Raw genomic sequence first — 17,120 nt, forward strand, 5'->3', positions numbered from 1 at the left:
TAAGATGTTCCAGGGTACTAGAATAACCTCAAGACAGAACATCATTTACTATCGCTTCCTTGTCATTCCTCGTGGATATGCTCTCAGTCGGCTTACCAATATGCCAGAAGTCATGATATACACCTTTATCATAGCATGCCAGCTCAGTCATTGCCGTTGTTCCTAATTGCAATCACTTATGTGGTCTTCAGAGTTTCGATTTTACTGTTGCCTGAATTTCAGGTACTCCATGAATTTCTTTACAGCCTGCGAAGTGGTCTTTCTATCCCTGAAGGCAAGCCCGATGTTCCTGTATGCCGGAACATCCAGTTCCATGGCAACGATCCTGTAGGGTACCCTTTTAAGGATCAGCTGGGGCAATATGCTGATCCCAAGTCCGCTTTCAACCATCGACATGATCGCATAGTCATCCCATGTGGTGAAATGGGCTTTGGCACTTAGTCCGTTTCGTTCGAATATCTCGGAAACTTCAGCCTTCGCCCCCTTCTCCAGAAGCATGAAAGGATAGTCGGAAAGGGATTTAACCGGAAATCTCTCGCAGCCTGCCAGCGGGTGGTTCTCAGGCAACACTGCAAGCAGGTTGTCCTGCTCCAGAGAGACAGTTTCAAGTTCAGGGTGAGCAGGCAGCCTTAGAAATCCGCAGTCTGCACGTCCTTCAAGTATCCATGTTTCGATTTCTGTGTAATCGCCCAGCAGCAGCTCATAATCGATGTTTGGGTAATCCTTCTGGAATTCCTTAATTTTATTCGGAAGCCAGTGGGTAGCTACACTCGAGAAGGTACCTATCCGAATCAGTCCTGACTGGAGTCCTTTGATGAAAAAGCTTGCGCAAAGTACATATCAGCGCTTCTATTGTTCGGTTCCAACGGGATAGTCGCAAGCTGCATTTCGCTCCCTAGCCAAGAGATCGTGCTGTTAAGGACCTTCATAGGCTCACTGTTCCTGATTTCCTTGTTCAGATTATCAGGGCAAAAGGAAGGAAGGATATCTGACAAGCGGCATCTGCGCTTTCTTATTTTCTCTGGCACCGCCATGGGAGCAAGCTGGATGTTCCTCTATGAGGCTTACAGGCTGATTGGTGTAAGCATAGCATCTCTCCTCTATTACTGCGGTCCTGTTATTGTAATGGCTGTCTCTCCAGTGGTCTTCAAGGAAAGGCTGACGTCAAGGAAGCTTGGAGGATTTACCGCAGTATTAATTGGAATCGCAGCAATCAACATGCAGTCTGCATATGAAGGCAGGAGTAATCTGGGACTCCTATACGGAGGATTGTCAGCGATGATGTATGCATTCATGGTCATTTTCAGCAAGAAAGCCTGCAGCATAAGTGGAATGAGGAATTCCATGCTTCAGCTTGTGGTTAGCTTTCTCACAGTTGCAGCCTGTAATGGCATAAAATCCGGCCTTGTCATTCAGGTGACAAAAGGAGACTGGATTCCGATACTGGTCCTCGGAGCCATTAATACCGGCTTCGGCTGCTGCCTGTATTTCTCTTCCATTAACAGGCTTCCTGTGCAGACAGTCGCCACCCTTGGTTACCTGGAGCCACTTTCAGCAGTAGCCTTCTCTGTTGTATTCCTAAATGAAATGCTGCAGCCAAGTCTTATCCTTGGTGCAGCATTGATAATCGGTGGTGCTGTTTTTGCAGAGGGGAGATCAATGGAATAGCCAACCTTTCATTTTGGGTGGCATGCAAAACTATTATTCAAGTACTTGATGATACATATTACTTTGTATGTGTTAATCTTCAATCTATTGATAATTTCTTGACTTTGCTTGCTAACTCACGACTGAAGTCACGAGTTTGCGCAAGCTATTTCATCAAAGTCTTCTACAGGTTATCATCATTCTCTGTATTTCAGGTTCTCAGGTCTGGATCCTTTTTGCCTGCTCACCTCTCAGGTGCCATGCTATCCTGGCACTCTCTTCCAGTTCCTCAAGGGCATAATATGCGGAAAGGAGGTCAGAGTGGCCAACTATCGGTCCATGGTTCTGCAGAAGGTACCCTTTGGTTTCGGTCAAGGAATCCCTGAAAAATGCGAATAATTCGCTTGAACCGGGTTTCCCATAGGGTACGAGCACTATCCTTCCAAGCTTCATCTTCAGATAAGGCGTATATTCCGGTATCACATCCGATGCGTCAGGGTGCTCCAGGCAAGACCATAGTGTCGAATAGAAGCTGTGCGTATGAATGACTGCCTGTATGCTGTCATCATTGCTGTAGAGCATGGAATGAAGCGTCAGCTCCTTGCTTGGCTTGACCGGTCCCATCACGTCACCTTCAGGGCTCACTTCCGCGAAATCCTCAGGGCATAACCTTGAAAATGACGTTCCAGTTCCTGTTATGAAGATACTCTTCCCATGCCTGAAGCTCATGTTGGCAGTTGAACCTGTTACCTTTCCGGTTGCAGAAAGCGTGCGGGCTATCCAAACTGCATCTTCCAGCTTCTTGTCTAGTACATCATCCATTCTGTTTACCTCCTGTCATTTCAATGGCCCTGGTGAAGAATGTCTCATCCCCGAAATTTCCCGACTTGAGTACCAGCCTGATTTCAGGATTTTCTACAGGTGCCATTACAGGCACACCTGGGGCTACGCTCTCACCGATATGATAGCTTTGGAATCCGAGACGCTTTGTTACGGCTCCCGATGTTTCTCCTCCAGCCACTATTATCCTTCCGTACCCTCGGGCCAGAGACTCTTCGGCGGCCATCGACATCAGGTTCTCAAGCTTACCTGAAATCTCGTAAGCTCCGTTCGACTGGGCTCTCCTTACCTTCTCCACAGGTTCTGAACTGTATATAAGGATGTCCTTTCCCTGGTTCTCACTGATGAAAGCAATGATATCTTCAGGTCCCATTTTCCCTTCTGTTATTTTCATTGGGTCGAGCTTCAGCGCCGGACCCTTCTTGCATACAAGGAAGTTGTCAATCTGGGATAGCGTGGCCAGCGAACAGCTTCCCGCAAGCACTATGGCTGCTCCGTCCGTACCGCTTTCCAATTGCCTCACATCGTTGCTCTTTCCTGCTTTCAGGGCTTTGCCGAGAGGTTCCATGAGGCCTGAGCCTCCGGTGATAACCTTGAGGTCGATAAAGGCATGAGCTATCTTCTCCCCCTGCCATGGCTCCTCAAAATCCGGGATGATATAGAAATGTTCCTGACCCTTCCCAAGCTCCATTACCCTGCTCAGGATCTCCTCCTTCGGACCATTAAGGCCATTGGAATCAAGGATATGGCTCTCATACCTGCTCTGGGCACCCATAAGGTTCCTTATGTCAGAATCCCACATTGGCGTCAAAGGATGGTCTTTCATTGGGCTCTCATTAAGTGGGATGCCGTAGACATAGAGATTACCGTCCTTTACTGTCCTGCCATTCGCCGGAAGAGAAGGGCAGATTATAGTATAAGGAACACCAAGTGACTCGATGACACTGTCTACGACTGGGCCAATGTTTCCTTCCCTCGTAGAGTCAAATGTAGAGCAGTATTTTATGTAAATTCTTTCAGCATCATTTCTTTTCAGCCACTCAAGGGCAGCCAGGCTTTCTGACACGGCTTCCAGTTTTTCTATTGTCCTCGTCTTGAGCGCGATAACAATGGCTTCTGCACTATCAGGTATTTCTTCCTTTTCTGGTATCCCGTTGAACAGCAGTGTGCTCACACCAGCATTCGACAAAAAAGATGCAAGGTCGCTCGCTCCGGTGAAATCATCGGCTATGCAGCCTAACAGTAGTCGCTTCATCATAATCAATCCCTTTTCTTTCAGTCTTCCCTTCAACTCCTCAAGCGCGCTTGAAGGACTTGTAATTACCGGTATTTTGCCTGCATAGTTATCGGCAGCACCTGCCATTGAAATCTGGGCGAGGAGGATCAATCCGTACTCATCCCCTGTTTCCATTATCCTATCCATAATAAGTCTGTCATGCAGGCTGTGGTTCCCCTTCTGGAGCTCATCAAATGCACCTTCGATGAACACAAGGTCATAGTCAAGTTTCTTCTCTCTTCTTGACTCAATGCTGCTTATAAGGTTCTGGGTAGATTGTCTTGTCGATGGGAATGTGTATAGTATTGCCGTTCTCTTGCCTGAATCAAGTGCTTGCTCGATCATTGCACTGTCTGGAGGAATGACCGGAATCCCGAATTCATCAGATAACGCATCGGCATATGGTGAGAATGCAGTACATGTAAGCAGAATACCATCAACATTATCTGCTCTTGCATTTTTGAGCATGGATTTCATCCTGTCCATGCTGGCTTCCGAAATTGTCCCTTCCCTGTTCACCTGCTCAATCAATCCAGAGTCGAGGTAATTCAGAAACTCAACTTCATGCGATGACTGCAAAAACCTTACAACAGGATTAACTGCATTCAATGTAACGCTCACAATTCCAATCTTCATAAGTATGCTCCTTTAGTATACTGCAGTTTGCTGCCAAAGGTCGAATCTATAGAAAGATGGCAGGCATGTAATGCTGATGCATGTCATACCTGCCAATCCTGTTCTTACATGAATATGCTGAATATTATGCTTGCGATGATGAGAATTATCCCTCCACCGATCCTTGAGGATATGGCGGCATATGACATGAGCTCCATCCTGTGTCCTGCACCGAGGACCTGCAGGTCTCCGCTTCCTCCCCTGTTTGCCATACACAGTCCTGCTGACATTGCGGCTTCGATAGGATAGAATCCTGCGAAATACCCTACAAGTCCGCTGCCGATAACAGATCCTGTGATAATCAGTGCACATATGACCAATGTAGGTATATTAAGTACCGCGATAAAATCACCGAGGTCTGTGAATGCGATTCCTATACCAGCCATTGTCAGCCACATCAGGTGCTTTGAAAGGAAGTTCGACAGCTGCTTAGTTCCAACCTTGAATTTGGCTGGAATTACATTTGTAATGTTGATTACTGCAGTGATCACTACCATGTATGCATAGAAGTGGATAGTAACATAGCCGATGCTTGGAAGTACGAACTCACCCAATGCATATGACACCGCATATATCGCACCTGTCATCAGCAATCCGACTGCCATCTCCTTCTGTGTTACCTTCACTTCCTTGTCTTCAGAGGTATTCTTAAGTGAAGCGTCCGCATTTCTGAGCAGCTCACCGTTTCCAGTCAGGTTTTTCCTCGACATTCCAAGCTTGTGGAGCAGCACAGCTGCTATGATGGCAAAATTGTTTGCCACGTTGAGTATTGCAAATGCTGATGAATAATAGGTTTCCTTGCTTCCTCCTGTGATCTTCTCATACATTTCCGAAAGCGGTATGGCTCCCGCACCGTTTCCGCCACCCATTATTGGAAGTACATAGAGAGACAGGAGTTCCTTCATTGGTATGCCAAAGATGAATCCGCCAAGTATTCCAAGAATGGCAGCACCTGCAATTCCCCCGAGGATGGCAGGTATATACCCGACAAAGGCCTTTAGAAGCTGCTTGCGGTTCACACTTAATACTGCAGAAACTATGAGCAGTGATATGAACAGCACCTGGTAACCATAATCGTCGTAGAAGAAGGTTGCGGCTACACTGTACCTTTCGGGAAGGATCTTGAAATATACAAGTGCAGCCGATCCAAGGAATGCAAGGACCGCACCTCCTCCAATATAGTCTTTCCAGATCGGCAGCCTGTCCCCTACTTCACCGAATACAAAGCCAACTGCGAACAGCAGGATTACTGTACCGAACAGGTTATCCGGAAGCCATTCAAGCAGAATGAATGTATAGATCAGACCGAGTATGATAGCGGCGAAATAAAGCGGCATCCCATAGACTTCATACTTGTAGAAAGGCACTTTGTCTTTGATTGCTGTTACATTGCTTTCCATTTTTTCCTGTTGCATAACAATACCCCCCGTTTTGTAACTTCATTTTCCTTGATATACTCTAATCTGGCTTCCTTGCTTCATGCGTTTATCGCATCAACAAGCGTATCAGTATATCCGCTTGTCGTTGCAGTTCCCCCCAGGTCCTTGGTTACAACCTTAAGCTCCATAAGCTTGTCAACGGTATTCTCAATATCGTCAGCAGCCAGTGACAGCCTGGAATCCTGATACCTGGTATCCAGCCACCTAAGCATCATGGCTGCTGAAAGTATAAGGCCAGTGGGATTTGCAATGTTCATTCCTGCGATATCAGGTGCTGAGCCGTGGGCTGCCTGAGCCATGCACTGGTTCCCATTGGTATTAATCGATGGAGATAATCCGAGGCTTCCGACGAGTTCTCCAGCGAGGTCTGACAGTATGTCTCCGAAAAGGTTAGTCGTGACTATGACATCGAAGTCGCCCAGCCTTCTTACCATATGTGCTGTCATCGCATCGATATGGTAATCATCTACAGTAACCTCAGGATACTGCAGAGCCACCTCATAGCAGACATCCTTGAACAGCCCATATCCCATCTGGATAACATTAGCCTTGTGTACGATAGTGACCTTCTTCTTTCTCTTCATAGCCAGCTTGAACGCTTCATGTGCGATCCTTTCAGTGGCTTTCCTCGTGAATACCGCAACCAGAAGAGCCATATCCTTATCCGGCATGAATTCTCCAAGGCCCTTGTACATGTTCCTGTCAGGAAGCATCCCTTCGGTATTCTCCCTGAACACTACGACATCAGCCTCTCCTACATGGCTCTTTATTCCAGGCATCGTTCTCGCTGGCCTTACATTCGAGAACAGGTCGAAATGGTGCCTCATCTGTCCGCTGGGATTGGTCTTGTTGAAATGCTCCTTAGGATATGCCGCTGAATCGTGAGGTGCGAACACCCATGCATGGCATGTCTTCAGCCCGTCAAATGTTATCTGCGGAACTGGCTCGTTGTACTTTTCGATGCCCTCCCATCCCATGGGATATACCGGAAATTCAGCTTCAATCCCATGTTTCTTCATTGCTGCCTTAAGCACGGACTCAGTTGATTTTGTTATTTCAGGTCCGATTCCGTCACCGTAAAGCAATCCAATCTTGTAGATCATCATGTTACCCCCTTGATTTGTCCAAAGTTTATAGTTTGATTCTATGTAATAAGGCTGTTCAAGTAAAATACATGTTTGATAATGACACACATGCAAAATTTCATATGTCACAGGAAGCCTGGTCCCTTTCCAGGATCTATTTTCCTGCACCAAAACAAAGAACCCCCTGAGGGGTTCTTACAAATCCATTCCAAAGAACTTTTTCCTGTCATTCAGTTTCGAAAACCTTTCCTTCACTATATCAAGGAACAGCTTCATCTTCGGGTTTCCAGAGTCTGCCTTTCTGTGCAGCAGGACAACATCCCATTTGACTCCTTCCTCATTAAGCCTGTATATGTACGGCTTTCCCAGTGTCCTGAATGAATAGAGCGATATTTCGGGTACTATCGCAACCCCCATTCCGGCTGAAGCCAGGCGGTATGCTGTCTCATTGCTTGTTGTCTCCATGCCGATGAGTGGCATGAATCCTCTTGATTCAAAGAACTTGTCCACAGCCAGCCTTATCCCATGACCTTTCTTAAGCAGGATGAAGGGAGTATCCTGCAGGCTTTCAACCCGTACCGGAGTCTGACCATCCTCATAATCTATATCCTGAAGCTTTTCAGACGAAATCAGGAACAGCTCTTCCTGATATATTACCTCATGCGACAGGCTTTCATCCGCTTCAGGGTTCCTGTTGAACTGTGGAATTACTATGAAATCCAGAATACCCCGGATAAGCTGCTCCTTGAGCTCGGATGACTTGGCCTCCACAGTCAGTATCTCTATTCCCGGGAATCTCCTGGTGAATTCCGGCAGGATATGCGGCAGCATGTAGGCAGCCCTTGAATTGGGAATCCCTATCTTTAGCCTTCCCTTGTTTATATTCGCCATGTCACGGACTTCTTCCTCCATCCGCTCATAATCCCTAATTATCCGCTTAGCTGTCTCAATATATTTTTCTCCTGCCAGAGTAAGCGACAATGGATTGGTTGAACGGTTGAACAGGTCAACTCCAAGCTCATTTTCAATCTTCTTGATATAATGGCTGAGTGAAGGCTGGGAGACATAAAGCTCTTCCGCTGCCTTTGTTATGCTCTGAAGATCAGCCACCTTGATAAGATACTTCAACTGCTTGAAATCCATCATCCCGCCTCCTTATTTCATATTGCTATCCATTATATCATATTACCTCAATGCTTACGTTTACTCGGAATAATTGGATTTCTCTGGTTCGCAGCTTATCAAGCGCCTGATCTAAAGTTATTCTTGACTCGATTTCCTGATGTGAAGACTCTGATCAGATTAGTTTGTCCTTTCTGAAACCTGCAGTCATAAAGCGCCATACTGCTTTTCGATTCGTCAACCAGGCTATCTGTACATCATTCTTTGTATTACTCAGCATGCGCGGGATAAAGAATCTTGCTACGGTTTCAGGTCTGTCAGCCAAAATATTGAACAGCTTCTTAAACTTTCTTCAAAACAGCTCAACTGGTAAAGTAATTCATGATCATAGGGAAGAAATCCATTGCCTTCACATTACTAAATCAATGAATTACCACTTAGCTCATCTATAGCTTTTTTTGCCCAATGTGAGTCTTTCATTACCATACGGCCTACGCCAATCAGATCCGCATTCCCTGATTCCAGCATGCGCTCGGCACCAGCTGCTGTTACAATTCCTCCAGTCAACAAAACCGGAATTGACACTGCTAGTTTTATAGGTCTGCTCATGATAGAAAAGTATCCTTCCTCAGCATTGCCGTCGGGAGCTGTGTAACCCTTCATGCTTCCAGTAATGTCTATTGCATCTATCCCTGCCTCTTCAAATGCCTTTGCAGCAAAGACACTATCCTCTACGGTTATACCACCCTCTTCAAAATCACAGGCACCAAGGCGCAGCATTACAGGAAAGTCTTGTCCGACTTCAGCACGGACTTCCTTTATGACCTCCAAATGCAAACGAATGCGATTTTCTAATGTTCCGCCGTATTCATCAGTCCTCTTGTTTGTGAGTGGTGAATAGAACTGATTCAACAGATAGCTGTGTGCGGAATGGATTTCAACACCGTCAAAACCAGCCGCTTTCACACGCCGTGCTGCAGCCCTGAACAAACCCGGAAGCTCTTCAATTTCCTCTTTCGTCATCTCCCGAGGGATTAAGCCGCCAATTGGGTGCGGAACCTCAGATGGGGCGACACAAGGTGGGTTTTCACCCTCTCCTCGAATGAAGCTGCCCGCATGATTAATTTGCATAACTGCCTTGGAGCCATTGCGATGAATTATGTCTGCCAGCTTTTTCAGACCCTCAACCGTATCATCTGCAGCAACTGAAAGCTGTGTAGGTTTGGCCCTGCCTTCCCTTGAAATATAGCTATGCTCAATGATGACTAATCCGAAGGCACTGTCTTTCGATTTTTCGTCATAATAATCAATAAGCTTCTCATTAACATATCCGTCGGGCAGATTTGCTAACGCCATCGGCGGCATCACCAATCGGTTCTTTATAGTAAGCTTGTTTATTTTCAGCGGCGTTGTAAGTATAGCCATGATGCTTTACACCCTTTCAATATAAATTTATACAGTTATCTTATGATTCCTGTGCTAGCGGCACTTCGATATTGGGTGTGACTAGCGGTTATTTCATCCCGCTATTCGCAATATTTAGCAGCCAGCAGTAACTTCGATCCATCGATCAACTATCTCCCTAAGTTTACATGCATTCTTTTCAATATCAGATATTCTACTGAAGGTTGCGATGGCTCTGTCATTTTCCTTCCAGAGTAAAAAGTCGTACTCACCTTTCAAAAGTTTATCTTCAGGCTGCACACTTTTTTTAGCTCCTCTATGGAAAATGATCTGCACTTGCCTTTGCGGATGAAGCCGCATTGTGATCCGGTCCTCTCCATTTGAACTATAATTTGGCCCATTCCATTTGATACCCTCTGCCAACTCATATTCTGAACTCAGTATCAGCTTCCTTAAATAGTCGATCTCAACTCTTAACGGATGTTCCAAACTATCGAGAAAGGCTGTAACCTCATCTGAAATAATATTCATGTCATGTAGTCCCCTCTCAAATCTGAAATCTCATGAATTCTACAGTACTTTTACTTCAATGTACCATTCATTTTTAACCAGTTGCTGGATACTGTCACAACACCGAAGCCACGCAGCAAGTATGATATTTGGAATACTAGTTTATCTGCCCTTTATATGATCACGTTTCAAAATGCACATCTATTGAAGCCCTGTGGGTGGATAAGCTAATAATGGTTTCTCCACTTATTACAAGCACCAGTTCCAGTGTCCCATCCAGAGATTCCTTTATATGTGATTTCATTTCACCATGCACTGGTGAAGCCAAAAATATTGGATTGGTTTGCTTGGCCTTTAGTGTTATCCTGATTCCTTTTTTCTCGACTGTCGCTCTGAATGAGTCATTTGAAACATTGAAATCAGCTAATTTGCTTCCTTCGATACTGGTGAAACGATACTCTTTGCCATCATGATGAAGAACAAGGAAAAATCCCTTAGCATATTTCCCGAGTATCGGTACGGTAGCATAACTGAACGCAACAGAACTCTTTTCCCAGTCATTAGCCTGCACCCATACATATTCTTTTGGAAAACCTGTCCCCCAGTCTTTTTCAATATAACCCCTTGCATCCTGCATCTCCCATGATTGATTACCTATCTTAATACTCCCGGTAACCTTATGGTCCATGCTGATTATCGAGTGGTTGCATTCATTGGGAAAATACGCAAGCCATCCCATGATGTTCGGTTTCAGGAAAGAATTTTTGATTGGTGAGAAACTGCTGAAATGAAAATCCCCTCTTACCGGGATCCCTTCCAACTCGAAATCAAGTATCATGCCTGTCTCAGATAGCTCATTCTTTCCAATCTGAAGAACAAAAGGGTCTGTTTTCCACTTCAGGTCATCTATCGGATAGGAAATGTACTTTGTATTGTGATGGAGGCTATTTTGAAACTGTATGAAAGCATGTTTTGAGTCCTTGTGGGTCGAATATCCCCATATGACAGAAATCATTAATCCATTTGCCCTATCATCAATTTTAGTGAACCACCCCTCAAAGGCAGCCTTTTTATCCAATCCAACCTTAATCTCAAATTGCCTCAAAATCAGGTCAACCCCTTAATTTGTATCAACATTAGTGCATACCATTCCTGTATTAGTTTCATCAACCAAGTCATTAGTATTTTGACCATGCTGTAAGTGCCTTAGAGTTCTAATTTCCAGATAGTAATCGAGCTTCTCACCACACATTTATCAAATACTGACAATATATTTGTTATTCCGAAGCCTTTATTGCCCACCTCAACTTGGCTGAACGGGCACGGCTATTGGTGCTGCATTCTTCAGCAGATGGTTTGATAGGCCCAGGGGCAATTTCACTATAGATACCTTCACGGAAGAAATGCTGAAATGATTTTTTCACAAGCCTATCCTCACCAGAGTGGAACGATAGGATTGCAACACGTCCACCAGGAGCAAGGACCTCCGGAAGTTTCTCCAGGAATTCGTACAATACCTCAAATTCCCGATTGACGTCTATGCGCAAAGCCTGGAAACATCTCTGGCATGATTTCTTGATTTCTTCATTCCTTGTCGATGCAGGAAGGAAACTAAGCGCATCAGCTATAATCTGCTTGAGAACCGTTGTTGAGGAGATTTTTACTCCCTTCCTTTTTGCTGCAATAATGGCACGAGCAATCACCTCTGCATGGGGTTCATCTGAGTTCTCGACAAACATGCCCTCCAGCTCTTCCTGGCTCATGTCTCTAAGCCTCTGTGCCGCAGACAATCCCTTTTCAGGGTTAAGCCTCAGATCCAATGGGCCCTCACTTTTAAAGGAGAATCCTCTTTCAGGATTGTCTATCTGCATGGATGAGACTCCAAGGTCTGCCAGGACAAAATCAAGAGGTCCCGACTCCAATGCTACAAGGTCAATATCAGAAAAATTCATTTGCCTGATTGATAGGATTTCAGGTCCATAGCCCATACTAGCCAGTCTCTCCCTGGTCCTTGGGAGCTCAATGGGATCCACATCCAATGCAAACAGGTGTCCTTTTGAATTCAGACACCTCAGCATCTCCAGTGTATGGCCGCCATAACCTAAAGTTGCATCCAATCCTCTCTGCCCTGGCTTAATCTGCAGGAATTCCAATATCTCTTTGACGCAGATGGAACGATGCATTCCCGCAGGTGTATTCCCCTTCGAGATGACCTTCTCAACCGTCTCTCTGTATTTGTCCGGCTGCAGCTCCTTGTATTTCTCAGTGAAAGACTTAGGATGAGTCCCCTTATACCTTATCCTTCTCTGATGCTTTGGATCTTTTTTATCATTGTTATCCATATTTACCGGCAAATCCTAGTTACTCCAAGCCAAAAGGCTTGGAGCAGGATGGCTTGCCATCAACTCCTTCCATTAGGGTTTTCACATGCTGATCTGTAGTTCCTGGTTGCATTGATATCAGCTGATTTAGTGCAGCTCTAACAATTGGACTTTCAAATTCATTCCTGGAACCATTGCTGTGTGCTCCAGTACTATTGAATTTTGAAGTGATGTTTGTCATCGCACCAAATAGGTGAAGCAGACTATAGTCCCCTTGTCACAATACAATTTGCCTGCTATCCCATAAAATTTGGCCATTGACTAAAGACCGGTTTCCCCTGGATGAACACCTGCAGAAAATTCTGTCCCATCTGCTGCAAGTGAAAAATAGTCGGCTTTTAATACTAAATGACTCCATCCCATTTGCTTTATAGTGATTTGCGCCATCGCAATATCATTCCATTCTGGTGATGATCCCTTGCCTCTTGGCATTTGCATACATCTCACTGAAAGCCGCCTTTGCGCCTTCAGCATATTCTATCTGCATTGATGCCATGAAGCCGTCATAGATGATTTTTCCCTTGAACGGCAACAAAACAGTTTCAATCTGAACAGGCAGTTTACGCTGCAATGCGCCAGACACAGAATTACTTATCCCCTTTATCCCGTAAAGCCTGTCTTTTCCATGTTCGTCAGAATCGATTATGACAGCGTATTCCGGCTGATATTCCAGTACAAAGAACATTCCTTTCCTGAATTTTGTACTCCACTGCTTCAAAATCTCTATCTTATCCTGAGGAAGCGCAGTTTTCTTAATATATTCTTCTATAAGCTCCGGGTTGTCCCACAGTACCTCCCTCACTTTATGTATCTTCATATCGCTGACTACATTTGGATATTCCGGCCTGATTACAGCATTTATCACTTTCTTACGCTCATTCACAAAGCCCAGCAGGCCATACCAAGTCTCATAGAACTCCCTGCACTCGTCCGCACTTAGCTGTGATGATTTCTTTTCATCGATTATACCGCAGCATTTCTTGTACTTCTTCCCGCTTCCGCATGGACAGGGGTCATTTCGTCCTACTTTCAGTTTTTGCACTACTGGAAAATCAATTACGTTCTTGTCACGTTCTGTTCTGATCTCATGCAGCTCGGATGGTGTGTATCCATTGTTTTCCCAAATGCGTGTGTTGTTTTTAGCCTGCATGATTAGACAAATAAATTCTTTTATCTGCCCTTCGCTGCTGAATGCAATGTGATGCCTCTCAAAAATGGAGTTCAATTCACTTATTCCATTCCCGTAAGTAATGTAACTCTTCACTTCCTGAAAGCCTTCCATTATGTTTTTTGAGAAACCGAAAGCAGCCCCCATGAAGCGTTGTACATTCCACCAGTGGTCATTGTCAGCATATCCTTCAACCACATAATTTAGGAATTCATCCTTGTCAGGAATATAGCGCGGTTTACCTTTCTGATTTTCAAGCAGATAATCAGCCTCTTCAAAATCATCAAAAAACCAATAATGTACAATATATTCCTTGTAAAATCCGTACCATTTATCCTTTAGCACCAGCGGAAGCAGAAGGATATACAGTTCTTCATCGGTAGTCTTGTAGCTGTTCTGCCCGTTGAAGATCTCAACAAGTTCATTGCGGCTGATGACCCCGTAGAGGTTTACGGCTGCCTTCGCATAATAATCAAGTGCTTTTCGGACAACAGCCCTTCCGTTCGGGCAGCGTACTACATCCATCTTATTGTTATACTTCTCGAAAATTTCCTTTGCAATGTCTCCGGCCATAAGATATCACCCCACATTTATAATATGTCCAATAATTTTTTCTAACTTAATCTGCATCAGCCTCATTCATGAGCTAAGTTGTTCAAGTCTTTTAAGAAGTCGGATTAAATACCCGTTATTCAATGCATCTATGAATCTGTCATCAAACGTCACACTTACAACCAAGTACAACAGAATTGAGATGATTACAGCCATATTCTGGATTTCAACATCAACCTCAAATATATCATCAAGTCTGATCCGGCTATCCTTTAAATATCATGCCATTTGTAACTATCCCCGAAGGTCTCAGCAATGGTCGTACAAAGATCATGACATTCATTGGAGACAATGAGATATTCCTTACCTTCATCATCATCTTCATATCCATACTCATCTTCATACTCATCATCACCATAGCCATAAACATGGCAATCCTCTGAGTATGGTAATCCGTAATACATAAATTAGTGGCCGTGGTCCTCCAGACTTTGAATGTGTCTTATGATTTCACTATAAATACCTTTCAAAAAAACTGCCTTTCCTGTGCTGAATGTTCGCAAGTATCCTTCCAAATATTCATACCAGATCCTCTTTGCTTCGCCGATGTTAACAAGCTTCATCTCAAACGCAGGAAGAATTAAGTATAATCGCATCTTAGTTGATGATTTCGCCTTTGTTATTGGCAAGTTTCTCACGCCATCGGCGTATCTCCTCTTGTGACTGTCGCAGCCACTCTGTTGCTTCTCCTATGATCTTCAATGGTTCTTGTGAACGATAGGATCGTGTCAGATTGCCCGGAAATTTCTTGTCTGTGACATTTGGGTCGTTTTCGAAATCTCCCATCGGTTCTACAATATAGATCCTTTCAGTTCCATCCCCTTTAGCCAGGGCAGCTGCAAGTCCTGCCCCATTGATCAGGGCTGTGAAATAAATATGGTTCATTTTGAGATCGGATTTGTAATTTGAGTCTCCCTTTGCCGTCAGCAGATCCCCAACCTTTAGATCAGCTCTTGTCCCATGATAAAAGGGACCTTTGTCAGAAGGGGTACCCTTATAAGAATCTGCCAGTTCATAGTTCCCTTTTGCCTTGTCAGTATCACATAGCTCCTCATGGCATTTGGCAATATTAACATATAGCGATGGTAAAGCACTCTTAACGGCTTCATCATTAAGTTTTATCGCAAACTCCAGGGATGTTTCCAGCCACTTTAATCTGTCTGAAACATTTTCCTGATGCCGGGCTACAAAATAGGCCGAGAGAAATCTTTCAAAGTCATCTGTTGATTCACTCCAGGCTTTAAGAAACAGCAGGCTTGCATCTTCAGGTTTGCCATTATCATCCATCCCCATACCCTGAAGACACAATTGAACAATATTATTCCTTGGATCGAATTGAATACTCATCTTCCTTTACCTCTTCATTATTTACTTCACTAGATTATTCTGATACCAGCATATCATTGATCAGCAAGTATTTCTTGGCTGACTCCCTTCTCCTGAATATGCACTTGTGGATAATCAAGAACTCCAGTCCACTAAAACCAGACCTCTGCGTGCCTTGCTACATTTTACCTGCCTCAAATATGGATCCAACTCTATTATATCCAAGTTTTTCATAATAAGGGTCTACATCACTCATCACATATACAGGTTGATTTGAAAAGTCTTCAAGCACCTGTTCCATAAGCATCTTGCCAATTTGTTTCCCCCGATAGGTTTTTCTTACGAGCAGATCATAGATGTAAACACCGAATCCATCATCTTCCCTGCATCGTACATAACCACACACAAGGATATCATCATAAGCTATATATGTTATGCTCGATTCAAGGGCTTTGATATACTTGCCTCGACCTGCTGGTCCATGATAATCCAACCAATCATCCCCCTCATCAATGAGCATTTCAAACAGTAATGTTTCATCAGCTTCACTGTATCTCTTGATCTCCATATACTACCTCCCAAAGCAGAATGCTTCCAGAACTACTAACCAGACCAATCAGAACATGTGCAACAAGAAACTCTTCACCAAATAAAAGGAACTACTCTATACCTAACCTGCTTTTCATAATCCGGGTACCCTTCCAAATCCTTCTTTATTACTTGTTCTTCATTCTTTATCCTTCTAACCATTATGACTGAATAAATTAAGAAATTTATGAATGAAAACAAGGAACCCAGTATTAATGGCATTGATAAAAACAGAAAAAAGTTTACAGATACTTAGGGTGCCTTATTATCCCATACAGTCCAGTATCTATTACCTTCTGGTTTTTCTGAACTTCAATTGTCTTGATAGATATGTGTCTTCACGCAACACCTCATCATAAAGCATATACGAAATAGAAACACATCAGCTCAACTATCACAATCCATCTATAACGATAACCCAGTCCTGCGACAACAAAACCACAGATGCACATTAATCCACCGATTATTACACGCTTCTTCTCTGGTTCATTTTCTTTTGAATTGAGTCGCTTTCTCAAAAGTTCAGGATTCTTGACCATCAATACAATGCCTACAATTAACATAGGAATAAAAAGTATCATAATTAACAACCAGGCATTCCAATATTTCATCGTTCCTGCCGGAATAGTTTCTCTTTTATCCTTTCGGTTCCAGCATGTGAACTTTGCTATTCTATGATTGGAGTAACTGATCCAGTAAATATGAATTGTCCCTTCTCAACTTTCATGTCAACATCATCTCATATTGAATCTCAAAGGACTGGAGCAACTTGGCACTCATCGGTTTATCTTTGATTCTACTTTCAATAGCACCGATGGTTTGACACTTGCTGCAAGAATATTGCTTTCTCTTGTATCTGGCACCTTCCTATGCAGCATGCTTTTCGATTTATGTGCAGCTGTCCATGTTTTTCCACACCATTTTGGCCCTCAATTAACACTGCCCAGCAGATGTTCAGTGTATCATCTAGTAAATTACTCAAACTTCGCAGTTTAGAAATACCATTAAATGCTTGAACCCCAACATAAATAGGCCATGCTCTAGTCT

The 17,120-nt window shown here is 43.9% G+C and carries 17 protein-coding genes and 1 pseudogene; 2 read left to right on the forward strand and 16 right to left on the reverse strand.

The features are described from left to right. Nucleotides 1–28: 28 nt before the first annotated feature. Nucleotides 29–151: a hypothetical protein gene (locus tag T472_RS20530; protein WP_023863629.1), complete on the reverse strand. Its 123-nt coding sequence runs from the start codon at nucleotides 149–151 to the stop codon at nucleotides 29–31. A gap of 50 nt (nucleotides 152–201) precedes the next feature. Next, nucleotides 202–816: pseudogene (locus T472_RS12730) on the reverse strand (LysR family transcriptional regulator substrate-binding protein); the annotation flags it as partial. Between T472_RS12730 and T472_RS12735 the strand changes: the two are divergent. Further along, the gene (locus T472_RS12735; protein WP_040907585.1) at nucleotides 802–1,668 is read left to right on the forward strand and encodes a DMT family transporter; all 867 of its coding nucleotides are present in this window, start codon (nucleotides 802–804) and stop codon (nucleotides 1,666–1,668) included. The pseudogene T472_RS12730 and the gene T472_RS12735 sit on opposite strands and share 15 nt — an antisense overlap. A 198-nt stretch (nucleotides 1,669–1,866) precedes the next feature. On the opposite strand, the gene T472_RS12740 is transcribed toward T472_RS12735, so the two are convergent. The 12 genes from T472_RS12740 to T472_RS12785 all read right to left on the reverse strand — a co-directional run bounded on the left by T472_RS12740 (nucleotide 1,867) and on the right by T472_RS12785 (nucleotide 14,120). Beyond that, a complete protein-coding gene (locus T472_RS12740; protein ID WP_040907587.1) occupies nucleotides 1,867–2,469 on the reverse strand; it encodes a class II aldolase/adducin family protein in 603 nt (200 codons plus the stop codon). Next, a complete protein-coding gene (gene otnK, locus T472_RS12745; RefSeq protein ID WP_242864811.1) occupies nucleotides 2,462–4,399 on the reverse strand; it encodes a 3-oxo-tetronate kinase in 1,938 nt (645 codons plus the stop codon). The genes T472_RS12740 and otnK overlap by 8 nt, the downstream gene beginning before the upstream one ends. A gap of 104 nt (nucleotides 4,400–4,503) precedes the next feature. Then, nucleotides 4,504–5,853, reverse strand: coding sequence for a 2-hydroxycarboxylate transporter family protein (locus T472_RS12750; RefSeq protein ID WP_023388353.1), 1,350 nt, complete (start codon nucleotides 5,851–5,853; stop codon nucleotides 4,504–4,506). A gap of 62 nt (nucleotides 5,854–5,915) precedes the next feature. After that, nucleotides 5,916–6,980, reverse strand: a complete 1,065-nt coding sequence (locus tag T472_RS12755; RefSeq protein ID WP_201781767.1) for an isocitrate/isopropylmalate dehydrogenase family protein — start codon at nucleotides 6,978–6,980, stop codon at nucleotides 5,916–5,918. Between the two features lie 177 nt (nucleotides 6,981–7,157). Continuing rightward, entirely contained in the window at nucleotides 7,158–8,105 is a 948-nt protein-coding gene (locus T472_RS12760; RefSeq protein ID WP_023388355.1) for a LysR family transcriptional regulator, read from the reverse strand. Between the two features lie 396 nt (nucleotides 8,106–8,501). Continuing rightward, nucleotides 8,502–9,509, reverse strand: coding sequence for an NADH:flavin oxidoreductase (locus T472_RS12765; protein WP_023388356.1), 1,008 nt, complete (start codon nucleotides 9,507–9,509; stop codon nucleotides 8,502–8,504). A gap of 114 nt (nucleotides 9,510–9,623) precedes the next feature. Further along, nucleotides 9,624–10,019, reverse strand: coding sequence for a DUF1801 domain-containing protein (locus tag T472_RS12770; RefSeq protein WP_023388357.1), 396 nt, complete (start codon nucleotides 10,017–10,019; stop codon nucleotides 9,624–9,626). 160 nt (nucleotides 10,020–10,179) lie between these two features. Next, nucleotides 10,180–11,103 carry a tocopherol cyclase family protein gene (locus T472_RS12775; protein WP_023388358.1) on the reverse strand — a complete coding sequence of 308 codons (924 nt, stop codon included), beginning with the start codon at nucleotides 11,101–11,103 and terminating at the stop codon, nucleotides 10,180–10,182. A 172-nt stretch (nucleotides 11,104–11,275) separates the two neighbouring features. Next, a complete protein-coding gene (gene rsmH, locus T472_RS12780) occupies nucleotides 11,276–12,340 on the reverse strand; it encodes a 16S rRNA (cytosine(1402)-N(4))-methyltransferase RsmH (protein WP_040907595.1) in 1,065 nt (354 codons plus the stop codon). A 19-nt stretch (nucleotides 12,341–12,359) separates the two neighbouring features. Continuing rightward, entirely contained in the window at nucleotides 12,360–12,560 is a 201-nt protein-coding gene (locus tag T472_RS20125; RefSeq protein WP_207643972.1) for a hypothetical protein, read from the reverse strand. Nucleotides 12,561–12,640: 80 nt separating this feature from the next. Next, entirely contained in the window at nucleotides 12,641–12,811 is a 171-nt protein-coding gene (locus T472_RS19860) for a hypothetical protein (RefSeq protein ID WP_162491236.1), read from the reverse strand. Further along, complete coding sequence (locus T472_RS12785) at nucleotides 12,774–14,120, reverse strand: YecA family protein (RefSeq protein WP_023388360.1); 1,347 nt, start codon at nucleotides 14,118–14,120, stop codon at nucleotides 12,774–12,776. Before T472_RS12785 ends, T472_RS19860 begins: the two co-directional genes overlap by 38 nt. A 260-nt stretch (nucleotides 14,121–14,380) precedes the next feature. On the opposite strand from T472_RS12785, the gene T472_RS20130 reads away from it, so the two are divergent. Then, nucleotides 14,381–14,542 carry a hypothetical protein gene (locus T472_RS20130; RefSeq protein WP_207643973.1) on the forward strand — a complete coding sequence of 54 codons (162 nt, stop codon included), beginning with the start codon at nucleotides 14,381–14,383 and terminating at the stop codon, nucleotides 14,540–14,542. 214 nt (nucleotides 14,543–14,756) lie between these two features. On the opposite strand, the gene arr is transcribed toward T472_RS20130, so the two are convergent. Beyond that, complete coding sequence (gene arr, locus T472_RS20580; RefSeq protein ID WP_341372054.1) at nucleotides 14,757–15,170, reverse strand: NAD(+)--rifampin ADP-ribosyltransferase; 414 nt, start codon at nucleotides 15,168–15,170, stop codon at nucleotides 14,757–14,759. Between the two features lie 493 nt (nucleotides 15,171–15,663). Then, nucleotides 15,664–16,053, reverse strand: a complete 390-nt coding sequence (locus T472_RS12800) for a GNAT family N-acetyltransferase (RefSeq protein ID WP_023388363.1) — start codon at nucleotides 16,051–16,053, stop codon at nucleotides 15,664–15,666. Nucleotides 16,054–17,120 lie beyond the last annotated feature (1,067 nt).

The organism is Youngiibacter fragilis 232.1 (assembly GCF_000495435.3).
Taxonomy (GTDB): domain Bacteria; phylum Bacillota; class Clostridia; order Clostridiales; family Clostridiaceae; genus Youngiibacter; species Youngiibacter fragilis.

What these genes read in the sequence shown, in the direction of transcription:
- T472_RS20530 (WP_023863629.1), bottom strand. Translation starts at nt 151, where the DNA reads ATGACTGAGCTGGCATGCTATGATAAAGGTGTATATCATGACTTCTGG.
- T472_RS12740 (WP_040907587.1), bottom strand. Translation starts at nt 2,469, where the DNA reads ATGGATGATGTACTAGACAAGAAGCTGGAAGATGCAGTTTGGATAGCC.
- otnK (WP_242864811.1), bottom strand. Translation starts at nt 4,399, where the DNA reads ATGAAGATTGGAATTGTGAGCGTTACATTGAATGCAGTTAATCCTGTT.
- T472_RS12750 (WP_023388353.1), bottom strand. Translation starts at nt 5,853, where the DNA reads ATGCAACAGGAAAAAATGGAAAGCAATGTAACAGCAATCAAAGACAAA.
- T472_RS12755 (WP_201781767.1), bottom strand. Translation starts at nt 6,980, where the DNA reads ATGATCTACAAGATTGGATTGCTTTACGGTGACGGAATCGGACCTGAA.
- T472_RS12760 (WP_023388355.1), bottom strand. Translation starts at nt 8,105, where the DNA reads ATGGATTTCAAGCAGTTGAAGTATCTTATCAAGGTGGCTGATCTTCAG.
- T472_RS12765 (WP_023388356.1), bottom strand. Translation starts at nt 9,509, where the DNA reads ATGGCTATACTTACAACGCCGCTGAAAATAAACAAGCTTACTATAAAG.
- T472_RS12770 (WP_023388357.1), bottom strand. Translation starts at nt 10,019, where the DNA reads ATGAATATTATTTCAGATGAGGTTACAGCCTTTCTCGATAGTTTGGAA.
- rsmH (WP_040907595.1), bottom strand. Translation starts at nt 12,340, where the DNA reads ATGGATAACAATGATAAAAAAGATCCAAAGCATCAGAGAAGGATAAGG.
- T472_RS20125 (WP_207643972.1), bottom strand. Translation starts at nt 12,560, where the DNA reads ATGACAAACATCACTTCAAAATTCAATAGTACTGGAGCACACAGCAAT.
- T472_RS19860 (WP_162491236.1), bottom strand. Translation starts at nt 12,811, where the DNA reads ATGCCAAGAGGCAAGGGATCATCACCAGAATGGAATGATATTGCGATG.
- T472_RS12785 (WP_023388360.1), bottom strand. Translation starts at nt 14,120, where the DNA reads ATGGCCGGAGACATTGCAAAGGAAATTTTCGAGAAGTATAACAATAAG.
- T472_RS20130 (WP_207643973.1), top strand. Translation starts at nt 14,381, where the DNA reads ATGCCATTTGTAACTATCCCCGAAGGTCTCAGCAATGGTCGTACAAAG.
- T472_RS12800 (WP_023388363.1), bottom strand. Translation starts at nt 16,053, where the DNA reads ATGGAGATCAAGAGATACAGTGAAGCTGATGAAACATTACTGTTTGAA.